13 protein-coding genes are annotated in these 14,126 nt (G+C 44.8%); 6 read left to right on the forward strand and 7 right to left on the reverse strand.

The window, feature by feature from the left end:
* Nucleotides 1-99: 99 nt before the first annotated feature.
* The 3 genes from H5300_RS11505 to H5300_RS11515 form a co-directional block, all read right to left on the reverse strand.
* Nucleotides 100-702 (reverse strand): thiol:disulfide interchange protein DsbA/DsbL, encoded by a 603-nt coding sequence (locus H5300_RS11505; RefSeq protein WP_182796013.1) that lies wholly within the window; start codon nt 700-702, stop codon nt 100-102.
* An 89-nt stretch (nt 703-791) separates the two neighbouring features.
* The gene (locus H5300_RS11510; protein WP_017078933.1) at nt 792-1,166 is read right to left on the reverse strand and encodes a hypothetical protein; all 375 of its coding nucleotides are present in this window, start codon (nt 1,164-1,166) and stop codon (nt 792-794) included.
* 102 nt (nt 1,167-1,268) lie between these two features.
* Nucleotides 1,269-1,877 carry a TetR/AcrR family transcriptional regulator gene (locus tag H5300_RS11515; RefSeq protein ID WP_182796014.1) on the reverse strand — a complete coding sequence of 203 codons (609 nt, stop codon included), beginning with the start codon at nt 1,875-1,877 and terminating at the stop codon, nt 1,269-1,271.
* A gap of 197 nt (nt 1,878-2,074) precedes the next feature.
* On the opposite strand from H5300_RS11515, the gene H5300_RS11520 reads away from it, so the two are divergent.
* Nucleotides 2,075-3,031, forward strand: coding sequence for a glycosyl transferase family protein (locus H5300_RS11520; protein WP_032546691.1), 957 nt, complete (start codon nt 2,075-2,077; stop codon nt 3,029-3,031).
* Between the two features lie 98 nt (nt 3,032-3,129).
* Here H5300_RS11520 and H5300_RS11525 read toward each other — a convergent pair whose 3' ends face one another.
* Together H5300_RS11525 and H5300_RS11530 are read right to left on the reverse strand one after the other, a co-directional pair.
* Nucleotides 3,130-3,426 (reverse strand): hypothetical protein, encoded by a 297-nt coding sequence (locus H5300_RS11525; RefSeq protein WP_182796015.1) that lies wholly within the window; start codon nt 3,424-3,426, stop codon nt 3,130-3,132.
* Nucleotides 3,427-3,610: 184 nt separating this feature from the next.
* Nucleotides 3,611-3,844 (reverse strand): hypothetical protein, encoded by a 234-nt coding sequence (locus H5300_RS11530; protein ID WP_004736278.1) that lies wholly within the window; start codon nt 3,842-3,844, stop codon nt 3,611-3,613.
* Nucleotides 3,845-4,126: 282 nt separating this feature from the next.
* Between H5300_RS11530 and H5300_RS11535 the strand changes: the two genes are divergently transcribed.
* The 4 genes from H5300_RS11535 (at nt 4,127) to udp (ending at nt 9,789) form a co-directional block, all read left to right on the forward strand.
* Nucleotides 4,127-4,543 carry a CBS domain-containing protein gene (locus tag H5300_RS11535; RefSeq protein ID WP_017078938.1) on the forward strand — a complete coding sequence of 139 codons (417 nt, stop codon included), beginning with the start codon at nt 4,127-4,129 and terminating at the stop codon, nt 4,541-4,543.
* Between the two features lie 186 nt (nt 4,544-4,729).
* Nucleotides 4,730-6,193, forward strand: coding sequence for an MATE family efflux transporter (locus H5300_RS11540; protein ID WP_182796016.1), 1,464 nt, complete (start codon nt 4,730-4,732; stop codon nt 6,191-6,193).
* A gap of 174 nt (nt 6,194-6,367) precedes the next feature.
* Nucleotides 6,368-8,716: a zinc/cadmium/mercury/lead-transporting ATPase gene (locus tag H5300_RS11545; protein ID WP_182796017.1), complete on the forward strand. Its 2,349-nt coding sequence runs from the start codon at nt 6,368-6,370 to the stop codon at nt 8,714-8,716.
* 314 nt (nt 8,717-9,030) lie between these two features.
* Nucleotides 9,031-9,789, forward strand: coding sequence for a uridine phosphorylase (gene udp, locus H5300_RS11550; protein WP_004736272.1), 759 nt, complete (start codon nt 9,031-9,033; stop codon nt 9,787-9,789).
* 206 nt (nt 9,790-9,995) lie between these two features.
* On the opposite strand, the gene H5300_RS11555 is transcribed toward udp, so the two are convergent.
* Together H5300_RS11555 and H5300_RS11560 are read right to left on the reverse strand one after the other, a co-directional pair.
* Nucleotides 9,996-11,162 (reverse strand): DUF1887 family protein, encoded by a 1,167-nt coding sequence (locus H5300_RS11555; RefSeq protein WP_004736271.1) that lies wholly within the window; start codon nt 11,160-11,162, stop codon nt 9,996-9,998.
* Nucleotides 11,163-11,359: 197 nt separating this feature from the next.
* The gene (locus H5300_RS11560) at nt 11,360-13,351 is read right to left on the reverse strand and encodes a methyl-accepting chemotaxis protein (RefSeq protein ID WP_004736269.1); all 1,992 of its coding nucleotides are present in this window, start codon (nt 13,349-13,351) and stop codon (nt 11,360-11,362) included.
* Nucleotides 13,352-13,628: 277 nt separating this feature from the next.
* Here H5300_RS11560 and hinT point away from each other — a divergent pair, with 277 nt between their 5' ends.
* On the forward strand, nt 13,629-13,979 hold the full coding sequence (gene hinT, locus H5300_RS11565) for a purine nucleoside phosphoramidase (RefSeq protein ID WP_004736268.1): 351 nt from the start codon (nt 13,629-13,631) through the stop codon (nt 13,977-13,979).
* Nucleotides 13,980-14,126: the final 147 nt, after the last annotated feature.

Genomic DNA, 14,126 nt, shown 5'->3' on the forward strand with positions numbered 1-14,126 from the left:
ACCGCGAGTAATCTTAGCCTCAACCTCGCGTTGGAGGTTGCGCCGATAAGCTTTGATAAATCTGAGTTCATATAGGCTCCTTTCAGAGTCTATATTAGATCATGAATTTAATGGAATTGGTATAACTAGTTGGTTGTACTCTTCGTAGCTCTTGATTTGATCCGGTTTCACGATGTATTTGTTGTTAACCAGAACTCCAGGAACACCTGTTAGTGTGCTTTGATCAAACTCTTTATCGAAACGTTTTTGCATCGAGTTCACTGCAAAGCTGTTGTATGCCGCATCAAACTTCTTCGCATCGATACCGTTATCAATGAAAACTTCACGCAGTTCTGCTTCATTTTTTGGTGTTTGTTGCTTCTCATGGATCTGAGCAAACATGGCAGGAACCATGCTTTCTTCAGCGTCTAGAGCAATCATGGTCGCGTAAGCCTTCGCCATTGGTACTGCCATGTTGTTACCCATAAAAGCGACGTGCACTTTTTGGAAGCTTGCTGACTTTGGCAAGTCTGCTTTTAGGTACTTAATGACCCCTTCAAACTTGTAACAATGTGGGCAGTAGAAAGAGAAAAATTCGGTAACGACAGGCTTGTCGGCCTTTGCTACATCAAGGATTTTGTAGTGCGTGCCTTCTTCAAATTGTGCGGCGTTTACTGAAGCGCTCAAGAGTAGAGCGGCAAAGAGGCTAAATAGTTTTTTCATGTGTTCATTTCCTAAATTCGGATGTCATTTGATACAGCAAAAATGCTGTTATAACTTGGTGGCAGATATTGCCAAACAGGGACAAACGATTAGGAAATAGGGGGGCGGTATGGCGCTTGTGGTGCAACAATCGCTTTGTGCGAAGGCTCTTTTTCTATCAGTGCCAGTGATTCAATCTGCGGTTCGAAAGATTCAGAAACGATCAGTGGTGGCATTTTCAGTAGACAGACCGATCCACAACAGTGGTGCTCAACGGTGGGTTGTGCGCTGGAAAAAGGTGTTGGGGTGCTCTCTACAGAACTGATGTTAGAAGCAGAGAAAGAGAAGCTATTGGCAGAAGTTGATTGAGCTTGGGGGGCTTGCAGAGCATTGCTGCTCGCGATGCTGTCCACACTAATGGTGGCCATTAGCATAGCGAAGAGCATGAAAGCGTGTACCCAAATTTTGTTAATCAACTTTGGCATGAATTCTTAGTCTTGGTAAACGAGTGAAGCAGGCGAATCATACCTCACTCGTTTGTGCATCTCTAATCAAACCCAATAAAACTTAGCCGAGCTCAACTTTTATTACGCTTGATACTGTTTCAGGAACATCTCGACACTGGATTGGATGATCACTTGTTTGTGTTCAGCATCCGGTGACGGCGTATGACCAATGATTTGTGGCCAAAATGCAAAAGACTTTAACAGTGCAATAAACTGGGTAGATGCAAATAGAGGGTCTAGTTCAATTAAGCGGTCATCTGCCAGTGCTGCTTTAATCCAGATTGTGAGTCCACTTTCTGCTTGGGAATACTTTTCCATCGCTTGATGCGCCAGTTCGGCATTGTGGAAATACTCTGAGAATAAGACACGTGACAGATCGATGAAGCCTTCAGACTCAAGTAACTCAAGTTCTTGATTGGCTATCGACGAAAGCTGTTCTTCAAGTGGCAGTTCTGCTTGATAAGGGAAATGCGTCGCGGCGAGAGTTTTGCTCCAAATGCTGTCTAGAATCTCATCTAAAAGCAGTTCTTTGCTGGCAAAGTGATTGTATACGGTGCGCTTTGATACTTCCGCGCGGCTCGATATTTTATCCATGCTGGTGGCCTTGTAACCGTGCTCAGTAAACTCTGCGATAGCAGCGGCAACGATCGATTCACGTTTTCTTTGGCTCAGCGTTTTTTTTACAGTCATCGGGATACTACTCAATAGGTCGCAGTTAGCATTGCATTCGATAATTTTACACCAGTAAGTTTACTTTTAGAACACCAATCCGCGTATTGGTAATTAGGTCGATAGCCACTGAATCGCTTTGCAATGCACTGTGGGTATCATAGAATCGAAAGCGTATTCGAATTTTATTGATATCAACGGAAGAGAATAAACAATCAATGAGTAGTATTTTAGAGTGTATTCGTACAGTTGGACGAGGAGAAAGAGGGCGTAAGCCTTTATCGTTCGAACAAGCCTACCGCATCATGGATGAGTATTTAAGCGGAGAGGTCGGCGACGACCAAATGGCTATGCTACTGATGTTGATTCGTGTGCAGAATGAAACTAATGAAGAGATCGCTGGCTTTGTAAAAGCGTTTCAATCTCGAGTGCCAGACTTAGGCGCCGATATTGACTGGCCGTGCTACGCAGGTAAGCGTAACGATACCGCCAGTGGTAAGCCTTGGAATTTGTTGGCGGCAAAAATCTTAGCTGATAATGGCTATAAAGTCTTAATGCATGGCTACATGGACAAACCAAGTGGCCGTACGCACGTTGAGACTCACCTAGAGTGTGTTGGTGTTCGCCGAGCTCAAGACACACAAGACGCCAAGCAGATCCTTGAAGCGGATGGTATCGCCTATTTGCCTTTGGCGAACTTCGCACCTGAAGCTCAAACTATGATTGGTTGGAAACACCGTTACGGGCTGAGAACGCCGATTAATACTGTAGTTCGAGCATTGAACCCCGGTGGTGGTCGTTTGGGCTTGCGTGGTAGTTTTCACCCGGGCTTTCCTCAATTACACGCTGAAGTTGAGCATGTCATTGGTAATAAATCCCACTCGGTGATTTCATTTAAAGGCATGAATGGCGAATCAGAATACAACCCTAAAGTGAGTCAAACGGTCTGGATGAGTTCTCCTGAGAAGGTGGAATCTTTCTACTGGGAAGGCACGATGAATGTTGAACTGCCTCTGCCTTCTGAATGTGTACTGGGTACACCGGAAGATGAGATGGAGTTGATGGCGAACAGTGTTGTGGACAGTATGACTGCGATTTTATTCGCAGAAACGCACGATAAAACTGAGGCATACCAGAAAGCGGTGCGTCTGTGGCATGAGTATTGTGCGCGTTAGATGATGGTTTTTAACCAATGAGAGAAGGTCAGCGAGCGCTGGCCTTTTTTATGCTTAATTTCTAGCAAGGGCCTTTCGTGAATGCCCAAACAATAGAGCTACTTCACTCGCATCAATCGATGCATCTTGTCTTCGAATTGAATCTCAATCACTTGTGAAATTTTCATCTTCTCAACTCGTTCAAGCATTGCTGTTTGATAGGCTCGTTTCTTCATCCACTCTAACGGTTCTTTAAAGCCATCTTCATTTATAACAAAGGACTGATCGGTGATGGAGTCTTCAAAGATATGAACCACCCAAATCCGCGATTGGAAATCCAATAATTCGCTAAAGTAGCTTTTTAGCTTAGGGATAAAGTGAAATAGAACAGTTTGAGGAGAACGAAGCGAAGTCATAGTGAACCGTTTGGACAATGAAAAGCGGTGCGACGGATGTCTCCAATTCGAGCGCTTATCGGTTAAAGCAGGTAATCATCGTCAATGTGATTACCTACTCAAGAACTTGCCACAAAATACGGTATTCAGGTGTCGTTGACAATGCTTGTTGAGCTTGTCGGTCAAGACATGTGTGATGAGTCTGCTATTTAACGAACAAGCCGAAGTCGATCTCTTGCTCTCTTTGGTATTTGACCAGCTTTACTTTCAAATTGTGTTTTGCCGCCAGATCAATCGCTAAGCTAGACATGTGTTTTATCTCATCGACGCAGCTAGAGATAAGGGGCTTTTCTTGGTTATCGACAGTAGCGATGAGGGTGTTTTCTGTACCATCGACACCGGAATAAATGTACGCGTACATACTGTTGTTGTGTTGCATAAACGGCCTAATTGTAACGATATAATTATTTATGGCGTGAAGAGTACAAGGTTTATTCATTCAAGCCAGTGTCATAAAGTAAGGCTTTGTAAGGACTCTATTTTTTATTTTTTTGCTCGCGTAAAAATGCTCACAAGCCTTTTGTGACCTTGTTTTCTCGCCTTGGTAGGTTTTACCTATCAATAAAATTGTTGAAATCCATTTAGTAAAATCAAGATTTTAGACAACAATTAGGTTAACAAGATAGAAAAAGACATGACGAAAGTATTTAGGGAGAACGCAATGCATTCAATAAAAGTGAAAGATTACATGACGCCGCAGGTTGTGACATTCACTCCTGACATGCCGTTAAGTCTCGCGTTAGATAGAGTAATGAGCAGCCATCACATGGGCGGTCCAGTAATTGATGATAATGAGCAAGTTATTGGTTTCCTTTCTGAGCAAGATTTATTAGAAAAATTGGTGAAGGTGAGCTATTTCTGCCAAGACACACACATTGTGGGTGATTGTATGTACCAAGAGGTGCTATCGGTATCACCAGACTTATCCATCATTGAATTGGCAGATATGATGCAAGTGGGTAAACCCAAAGCTTATCCAGTGCTCGATAATAAAAAGCTAGTGGGTATTATCACCAGAACCGATGTTTTGAGAGCAATCGGCAAGAACTTGGAAGAATGCTTCAAACATCAGGTATAGTAGCGTGTTAAGAACGATTATTTTTCTCAATACCCTCAATTGAAAAAAGGCGCACTAGCGCCTTTTTTCTGTATAGAGCTTTTCTTGGTCGATCCTTTCTTTGTGGCTCCCTAGCTTGTGGAACGCTAGTTTTGGGTCACTAGTTTAGAGAGCTTGCTTGAGGGTGTCCCAGCTTTTGGAGGTTTCATGTCAAATCAAACGGCAAAGTTTGTAGAAGGTTCAACGATGCGCCACATCTTGGTGATGTCGGGGGCTGGCTCAGTCGGTTTGATGGCGTTATTCGTGGTCGATTTACTTGATATGTTGTTCATCAGTATGTTGGGACAAGTCGAATTGGCCGCTGCAGTGGGTTTTGCAGGCACGCTGACTTTGTTCTCTACCTCCGTTTCGATCGGTACTTCCATTGCTATGGGCGCGTTAGTTTCCAAAGCGATCGGTTCAAAGAATCAGGAGCACGCTCGAAACCTCGCCACCAGTATTATGCTGACTGCTTTTGTCATCAGTTTGACGATTACCGCGGTGATGTTTGCTTATATCCCAGAACTGTTAGCCGCTATAGGGGCAAAAGGGGTTGCCGCAGAGCGTGCCCAAGCTTACCTACAGATTTTATTGCCAAGTGGTCCATTTTTGGCGTTGGCGATGGCGGCTGGTGCGGGTTTGAGGGCGGCAGGAGATGCCAAACGTTCGATGTGGGCGACTTTGTCGGGCGGTATCGTTAATGCGATTTTGGATCCTCTGTTTATTTTTGGTTTTGGCTGGAATATAGAAGGGGCGGCTATTGCTTCTGTTTTTGCCCGTTTTTCGGTGCTTCTCTTCTCGCTGTATCCTCTGATTCGTAGTCATCACTTGGTTGCACCTCCTTCACTGGTGCAGTGGCGCATTAATATTCGCCCTATATTGGCCATTGCGCTTCCCGCAATTATCACCAATACCGCAACACCTATTGGTAATGCGATTGTGACAACGGGTATCGCACAATACGGTGAGGATTTTGTCGCGGGCTTTGCCGTGATTGGTCGTCTAACGCCGGTTTGCTTTGCGGTTATTTTTGCCTTGTCTGGCGCTGTAGGACCAATCATTGGGCAAAACTTTGGTGCAGAACGAATGGACAGAGTAAAAGAAACACTCAACAACTCATTGTTGGTTACTACGGCATACACCATCGCCGTCTGTATTCTGTTGTACTTTGTCCAAGACTATGTGATCCAAGGCTTTAGCCTGCAAGGTGATGCAGCAATTATTGTTGCGGCATTTTGTACTTATGTCGCCTTAACCTTTACTTTTAATGGCGCGCTGTTTGTTGCCAATACGTCTTTCAATAACCTAGGTAAACCGCTTTACTCGACCGCACTGAATCTGGGTAAAGCCACTCTTGGTACGTTGCCGTTCGTCTACTTAGGCTCGCAATGGTATGGCGCATTGGGTGTGTTGTATGGGCAAGCCTTGGGTAATGTTTTGTTCGGAATACTCGGTACCTTGGTGCTTCGCTATCATATTGCCGAGCTTATGCAAGGTTCCCAAGTTGACCCTGTAGAAGACGATGTGTCGATCGTGAGCTTGAATACACAGCCGTTTTGCTCACACGATGCGGTTCTTATTGATGATGTATCTGCGAACAGAGAAGAGTGTAAAGAGTTCAAGTCGCAATAACACCGGCATTCCAATATGAGATTGGTCGGTTTGCAAATTTCTTCTTGGCCTTGGACAATTTCTTCTTGACCTTGGAGTAGCCTCCAAGGTTTATACTTTTGATGAACTTAAGGTTTGGTTGCTGTGATTAGCCGGCAACAACCTCAAGGCTTTTGAGTATTAAGGAGATACATTATGTGCGCAAAACATGCAGCGTGCCGCTCAACAAAAGTGGACGTTCAACCTCAAGCGGCAGGAGCAAGCTGTTCCAGCCCTAAAATTTCCAGCATCACGGCAGCGGGTACTTCATCATGCTGTAGTTCTACGACGGCTTCTGCATCAGCAGATGATTGTTGTGGTTCAGACAGTGGAGAAGAAGACCGGCTGCCCTTAACTGAGTCTCTTAACGCCCAATTTTCCAAAAGTTGGCTGGTTGCCGGAATGGACTGCCCAGCTTGTGCAAGAAAAATAGAAAACGCGATCAGTAATATTGACGGTGTTATTCAAGCGAAGGTTCTCTTTGCTACCGAAAAACTGGTTGTTAAATTCGATAATGAAAGTCTTGCCGACACCATTGAACAGGTCTCTATCAAAACGGGCTTCCCTCTTTCGGAAGTCGGTTCTAAGAAAGAAAAACAACAACCTGAGACTTTTTGGCAAGCGTACATCCAACCTAATTTTCAGATTATCGCGATTGCAGCGGCAATGCTGTTCGCTGCGCTTCTCAAAAGTACATATCCTCAATTAAGTGAAGGCTTATTCATCGCAACCTGTCTACTCGGATTATATCCGGTGGCTAAGAAAGCGGTTCAGTTGGCACGTTCAGGTACACCTTTCGCAATAGAAACTCTAATGAGTGTTGCCGCGTTGGGTGCCTTGTACCTGGGCGAAACCGCGGAAGCGGCGATGGTTTTACTGCTGTTCTTGATTGGTGAGCGCTTAGAAGCGTTTGCTTCATCAAGAGCAAGAAGTGGCGTTCAAGCGCTAATGGCATTGGTACCAGAAAACGCAATCAAGATCATCAACGGCGAACGTGTCGAAGTTGCAGTCAGTGAACTGGTTCCCGGTGATGTGATTGAAGTGGCGGCGGGCTCTCGTTTACCTGCTGATGGCCAACTGATTACCGACGCAGCAAGCTTCGATGAAAGTGCATTAACGGGTGAATCTGTTCCTGTTGAACATATCGAAGGCAACAGCATCATGGCTGGCGCTGTGGTGGTCGATAAAGTGGTGCGTATTACCATCACTTCAAAACAGGGTGAGAACGCGATCGACCGTATTCTTCACCTGATTGAAGAAGCAGAGTCTCGTAAAGCGCCGCTCGAGCGATTCCTCGATAAGTTCAGTCGCTGGTATACACCGTTAATGATGTTGGTGGCTCTTTTAGTCATCATAACGCCGCCATTGTTGTTCGCACAGCCGTGGGAGACATGGGTCTATCGTGGTTTAGCGCTATTGTTGATTGCTTGTCCGTGTGCGTTGGTTATTTCGACTCCAGCCGCGATTACGTCTGGTTTGGCAGCAGCCGCGAAACGTGGTGCGCTAATTAAAGGCGGCGCAGCGCTAGAGCAGCTTGGAAAAATTCAAACCATTGCCTTCGATAAGACGGGCACACTGACTGAAGGTAAGCCTCAGGTTACGGACATTCAGCCTCTATCGGGTTGGCAACAAGGTGCGATGCTGCGTGTGGTTGGAGCAATTGAAGTGGGTTCTACTCACCCATTGGCGCAGTCGCTAGTTGCTAAAGTGAAAGAACTGAATGTCGAAATTCCAGAGTCACACAACAAGACCGCGCTGATCGGTAGTGGTGTTGAAGGTGATGTCGACGGAATTAAGTATCAGGTTCTATCGCCTTCTAAGGTGACGTTCGATCTTAGTGCCGATGTTGTTTCTCAGGTTGAGGCATTAGAAGGCGAGGGCAAGACGGTTGTGGTTGCTCTTGAGCTTAAAGATCAAGAAGAATCAATAGAGCAAGCTGCGACTGTGATTGGTCTGATTGCTTGGCAAGATACGTTACGTAGTGACGCTAAGCTTGCGATTGAACGACTCAATGACTTAGGAATTCAATCTATCATGCTTACTGGGGATAACCCGCGAAGCGCGGCAGCGATCAGCAGCAAGATTGGTATGCAGTATAAAGCAAGCCTATTGCCAAGCGACAAGGTGTCTTACGTTGAACAGTTATCTCAGCAGTCACACGTGGCCATGGTGGGCGATGGCATCAACGATGCGCCGGCTATGAAAACGGCAAATGTAGGTATTGCAATGGGCGGTGGTACGGATGTTGCCCTTGAAACTGCGGATTCAGCACTGACTCACAACCGTTTAACTGAGTTACCAGCGATGATTGAACTGTCGCAAGCGACCATGAATAACATTCGCCAAAACGTCGCACTTGCACTTGGTTTGAAAGGTGTGTTCTTAGTGACAAGCTTGTTAGGTATTACCGGTTTGTGGGTGGCAGTTTTAGCGGATAGTGGTGCGACAGCCTTGGTGACACTCAACGCTCTTCGTTTACTTCGATTCAAGTCAAAAGCGGATTAGTTTCAGGTTCCTGATGTAGGACGCTCTCAATTTGAAAGTGCCTAATATCAAAAACGCTTAATATAAAAAGCGCCTTTAGCGGTAATACGTTAAAGGCGTTTTTTGTCTCATTCGTATGCAACACATGTGTGTAGATTGCTTATTTTTGTGATGCCAATCGGTTTTTCGTGAAACTTGAAATCTTGTTGCGATCATTGGTGTGACACTCGTCACTTCATTTTGTAATGAGCTTGGTTAGAGTGTGTTCGTACCCCACGAATTTACTATGAGCTTAAATAAGGGTAAAAAGCCCAATAAGCCAAAAGGAGCGAACTATGTCTCAAGCTGTTTTCCATTTAGGTGTTACTGAAGCAGATCTTAACGGTGCTACTCTTGCGATCATTCCTGGTGATCCTGCTCGTGTGCAAAAAATTGCCGAAGAGATGGAGAATCCTGTATTTCTTGCTAGTCACCGTGAATACACGCTTTACCGCGCAGAGCTAGACGGCAAGCCAGTTGTTGTATGTTCAACAGGTATCGGTGGTCCATCTACTTCTATCGCAGTTGAAGAGCTTGCTCAACTTGGTGTTCGCACTTTCCTACGTGTTGGTACTACTGGTGCTATCCAACCACACGTAAACGTGGGTGACATGATTGTTTCTACAGGTTCTGTTCGTCTAGACGGTGCTAGCCTGCACTTTGCTCCTATGGAGTTCCCAGCAGTGGCTGACTTTGAAGTTGCAACAGCAATGAAAGCGGCAGTTGATGAATCAGGTGCAACAGTCCACATGGGCGTAACGGCATCAAGCGATACGTTCTACCCAGGTCAAGAGCGTTACGACACGTTCTCTGGTCGCGTTGTTAAGCGTTTCCAAGGCTCTATGCAAGAATGGCAAGACATGGGCGTTCTAAACTTCGAAATGGAATCTGCAACGCTTCTAACTATGTGTGCGAGTTCTGGTCTTAAAGCGGGTTGTGTTGCTGGTGTAATCATCAACCGTACTCAAAAAGAGACGCCTGATCACGAAACGCTAAAAGTAACAGAAGCTCGTTCAATCAAAGTGGTTGTAGAAGCTGCTCGTAAAATGCTTTAAGTCTGTTTCCAAGATTTAAAAATGGCCGCATCAAATGATGCGGCCATTTTTTATGGGGCAAAGAAATTAGAGACATAGATAGTTGAAAGATGAAAATAGAGCTAAACAGATAAATGGCTAGAGAACAAAAAAGGCGAGTGACCTAATCGTCATTCGCCTTTTTAGATTTACTTAAGAGCGTTGAGCTCTCAAGAGTCTATTGGCTTTTAGCATTCTAAATCTTCATCACCACCGGCGGCGGTAAACCATGCCGCTAGGTGTGTTTTAAGATCTTTTAATTCGTCAGGGCCAATCAATGCAAGGCCAAGATCTTCTGCTCGTGTGATGTCGTTATGACGAAGAGGGCGGAAACTCACTAACATTGCACGTGCTTGTAGGCCACCCAGAAGGTCTCTAAGCGATTCCAGCTTGTACAAGGTATCATCGCCATCATCACGCATACCTTTGGTCTTACACTCGATGATGTGCAGCTTATTGTTCACTACAGAGGCAACATCAAGCTCGTTACGAACCTCGCGCTCACCGAGTTGACGATAAACTTGAACATTCAAAGAGCGGTCTTGAATGGTCGGCATGTCATCTTGGATCTGCTTAACTGTGCTATGAACCAATGTTTCAAGCCATTCGCCGTTTGAGAAGCGTCGTGCGTCTTCATTGGCAAACGTCAAAATACCATTGTCGTAAGTGGCGATCTTAGCTTCAACCAAATCGCTCAACAGCATGTTTAGCTCACGATAACCTTGTTGTTTCTCTGACAACCCTACATCAAGTCTCTGTTCTTTGCGGCAGGTCGTTGCAAGATAGTTCAATGTAGCAAGGCCTGGGCCGAGTTCTAGTGCATTACTTGCCCAGCGTTCACCCAGCTCATAAAGCTTTTGATCAAGTTGCGGAGACAGCTGTACATCGCTGAATTCACCACGAGCGCCGAACACAGTCAGGTAGTCGTCGATAGTGATGCGGTCTTGAACTTGTGCGTCTTCTTTGCCATTCGGGTAAAGCCAGCACAGCTTGTCACTGTTTGGTTCAACAACAAAGATTGGCCAGTGGTAAGTACGAAATACTTCGTATACAGAAAGTAGGCGGTGACGAAGGCCACAACTTGCGTTGAGTTTCACTTCTTCACCACGAGCTTTGAGGTCTTCGGCAAGGTTTTGGATAGACTCTTTAATCGCGGATGTATTTACGAGGGTTGGAATCTCGAAAAATTCACTCGTAATGTCGCGCTTCTGCAAAACGCTGTCTAAGCGTTGGTAAATACTGACTTGATTCTTGTCACCGATGAACACGATGTGAGTGCTGATCGTTCGGTTATCGAGTAGTGGGGTGATCAAGCGAATGGGATCTTGATCGATAATGCCAACATGAACAGCCATATAAATTCCTTAATAGCGGCTCGCTCATAAAGGTGAAAGAAAAAACGGGAAGCAGCAAGCCTTAATAATCATATAATGACAAAGCTCATAAAAAACAAGGGCAACCCTTGATAAAAGTTGCCCTTGTTCAAATAGTTATCACTATTGGGTAAGAAGTCCCAATATTCTCACTAAATATCTATCAATTTCTCAGCTACCTATAGCTTGAACTGATGAACCAAATCACCTTGCTGGTTTGCGAGAATTGTTAGGTTTTGGCTTGCCTCCGCAATTGAAGACATCGCTTGGTAACTCTTATCTGCGATGTGGTTGATGTCTTCTATATTCCGCGCAATATCACCAGAAGTTTCACTCTGCTCAGCGGCTGCTTGAGAGATGTGTGTGCTCATGTGGCTGATCTCTAGAATCAAGGCTTGGATCTCTTCCATCGCACTGTTGGCACTTGAAGCTTGTTGAACCGACATGTCCATATCGCTCATACAACTTTCAATCACGTTGCTTGCTGTTTTCGAGCTTGATTGCAGGTTGCTGATCATGGTCTCGATTTCAGACGTTGATTGAGTGGTCTTCTGTGCTAGCACGCGTACTTCATCGGCAACCACTGCAAAACCACGACCTTGTTCACCGGCACGTGCCGCTTCGATTGCCGCGTTAAGTGCAAGTAGGTTGGTTTGTTCAGCAATACCACGGATAACATCGAGGATTGAGCCAATCTGGCTACTCATCTGTTGCAACTCACCTACAGCACCAACAGATTCAGTAAGGCGAACCTCGAGCTGGTTAATGGTACTGATGTTGGTGTTCATTATCTGACGACCAGACTCAGAAGCCGATTCTACTTGTTGAACCATGGTAAGTGAGCTTTGCGCGCTGTTCGCCACTTCTTGTACAGAATGAGACATTTCTGTCATTGCGGTCGCGACAGTTGCCGTTTGCTCTCGTTGGCTGTTCAGTTGAGCTTGCGTCTCTGTAGAGGTTTTCTGGTTTACGCTTGCGGTCTTCGTTAAGTCATCTGAAGCGTCATTCAGTTTCACCAGAATATTGCGTAGGTTGTCGGCTAAGGTGTTGATGTGACGACTCACACGGCTGAATTCGTTGTCATAACGAATATCGATACGCTGAGTCATATCGCCTTCAGTTAGGCCTTCTAATGTACCTAGAATGCGAGTTAATGGCTCTCTTACGCTATGTGCAATATGGTAACCAATTGCTGCAGCGAATACGGTGACAACAATACCAATTGCAATCGCATTGAACAGGCCTTTGTCGTAGATGCTGCTTGCGTCTTCAAGTGAAGCGTTCAGTTGCTCTTCCGCAGTCACGTTGAATGAGTCTAAAACAGCCATGGCTTGGTCTATTTCTACGGCTAAGTTAGCAATGTTGATGTACAGAGCTTGTTTCGCTTTCAAGTAGTTGTTGTGCTTGTCCAACACACCGCCTTTTTGACCAACGTCTTTGGTGAACTTCTGAACCGATTCATCAAAGACATTTTTAAGTGCTGGCAGTTGTGTGGATAGGCCGCGATAAGCGTAGTTAAGGTGAGTAACGGCCTTTTTGTTTTGGTTAACGGCTTTCTGAACGAAGGCAACATCAGAACTGGCTAGCGCATCAGAGGTAATCACTTCAGCATCTTGAAGTTTAATGAAGTAGCTTTTTGCCATCACTTTTACAGAGATGCTTTTTTGGTCGGCAACGTACTCTTTCATGCCAACAGTTAACTCTGAATGTAAGCGTTGGAAATCGCGAGATGCTTTCTGTACTTGCTCTTGAGCTTCAAACATCGCGACGTAGTTGTTCATCGCTTCGTCCGCTTCGGCGAAGTAGCGTTCTTCCATTGCTCTTAATTGGGCAATGCGTTCAGTGAGCGAAACATTGTTTTGGCTTGCCGCTTCTAAACTTCCGAGAACTTCTGAAAACGAGTTTTGTGACGCAGCAAACTCAGTACGCATTGCAGACATGCGTTCAGCGTTTTGTGTGGTTAAGTAATCTTTGAATGATTTATCAGCAGAAAGCAATTGAACACTTGTTTGATTTGAAAGCGCGACAAGTGGTAGTGAGGTTTCTGAGACACTCTCAAAATTGCTGTGTATCTGATTCATGCTGTTCATCATGATGGTTATCGTGACTGCGAACATGATGATGATCAGTGCGAAACCAGCGTACATACGCTTGATCACAGATCCCTTCATGGCTTTCTCCCTAAATAAAAATGCAGACCTAATGTCAGGTCAAAGTAAAACTAACAAAATTATCAGCATTCTATTGAGCTCCGTTTACGCATTTTATGACGCACACGTCAAAAATAGCCCTCAGTTATAACCAACATGCCATTCTTGAGAGCTAAGGCTCGTTTTCTTTGATTTGAACGGTGTTTTTTATTATGCTTTAAAGCAGATTTATTGTGGTTTGATGCGGCATAGCGCATACTCAAAGCATTAAAAAATAAATGTTTTATCGGAGAGAAACATGGCTGAAGAAACCATTTTTAGTAAGATCATCAATAAAGAAATCCCAGCAGATCTGCTATACCAAGACGATTTAGTAACGGCATTTCGCGATATCAACCCTCGCGCTCCAAGCCATATCTTAATCATCCCAAACAAGCTGATTCCAACAACGAATGATGTTGAAGTAGAAGATGAAGCAATGATGGGGCGTATGTTTACCGTGGCTCGCAAGTTAGCAAAAGAAGAAGGCATCGCAGAAGATGGCTACCGTCTTATTGTGAACTGCAATTCTCATGGCGGCCAAGAGGTTTACCATATTCACATGCATTTGGTTGGTGGTCGTCCACTTGGTCCGCTATTAATGAGCTAATAAAAAGTTAATGAGCTAATGCAAAGCTACCAAGTTAATGAAAGCTAATGAGCTAGTTTAAACGAACTCATTAGTGGGTTAACACAAGTAGTTAGTTGGAAAATTTGTAGTTTGTATGCCAACTTTAAGTTCTATCTGTTGTCTGAA

Origin of the sequence: Vibrio sp. SG41-7, assembly GCF_014164465.1 — a bacterium.
Taxonomy (GTDB): Bacteria; Pseudomonadota; Gammaproteobacteria; order Enterobacterales; family Vibrionaceae; genus Vibrio; species Vibrio splendidus.

Coding starts and splice junctions, on each gene's coding strand:
- H5300_RS11505 (WP_182796013.1), bottom strand. CDS start 702: ATGAAAAAACTATTTAGCCTCTTTGCCGCTCTACTCTTGAGCGCTTCA.
- H5300_RS11510 (WP_017078933.1), bottom strand. CDS start 1,166: ATGCCAAAGTTGATTAACAAAATTTGGGTACACGCTTTCATGCTCTTC.
- H5300_RS11515 (WP_182796014.1), bottom strand. CDS start 1,877: ATGACTGTAAAAAAAACGCTGAGCCAAAGAAAACGTGAATCGATCGTT.
- H5300_RS11520 (WP_032546691.1), top strand. CDS start 2,075: ATGAGTAGTATTTTAGAGTGTATTCGTACAGTTGGACGAGGAGAAAGA.
- H5300_RS11525 (WP_182796015.1), bottom strand. CDS start 3,426: ATGACTTCGCTTCGTTCTCCTCAAACTGTTCTATTTCACTTTATCCCT.
- H5300_RS11530 (WP_004736278.1), bottom strand. CDS start 3,844: ATGCAACACAACAACAGTATGTACGCGTACATTTATTCCGGTGTCGAT.
- H5300_RS11535 (WP_017078938.1), top strand. CDS start 4,127: ATGCATTCAATAAAAGTGAAAGATTACATGACGCCGCAGGTTGTGACA.
- H5300_RS11540 (WP_182796016.1), top strand. CDS start 4,730: ATGTCAAATCAAACGGCAAAGTTTGTAGAAGGTTCAACGATGCGCCAC.
- H5300_RS11545 (WP_182796017.1), top strand. CDS start 6,368: ATGTGCGCAAAACATGCAGCGTGCCGCTCAACAAAAGTGGACGTTCAA.
- udp (WP_004736272.1), top strand. CDS start 9,031: ATGTCTCAAGCTGTTTTCCATTTAGGTGTTACTGAAGCAGATCTTAAC.
- H5300_RS11555 (WP_004736271.1), bottom strand. CDS start 11,162: ATGGCTGTTCATGTTGGCATTATCGATCAAGATCCCATTCGCTTGATC.
- H5300_RS11560 (WP_004736269.1), bottom strand. CDS start 13,351: ATGAAGGGATCTGTGATCAAGCGTATGTACGCTGGTTTCGCACTGATC.
- hinT (WP_004736268.1), top strand. CDS start 13,629: ATGGCTGAAGAAACCATTTTTAGTAAGATCATCAATAAAGAAATCCCA.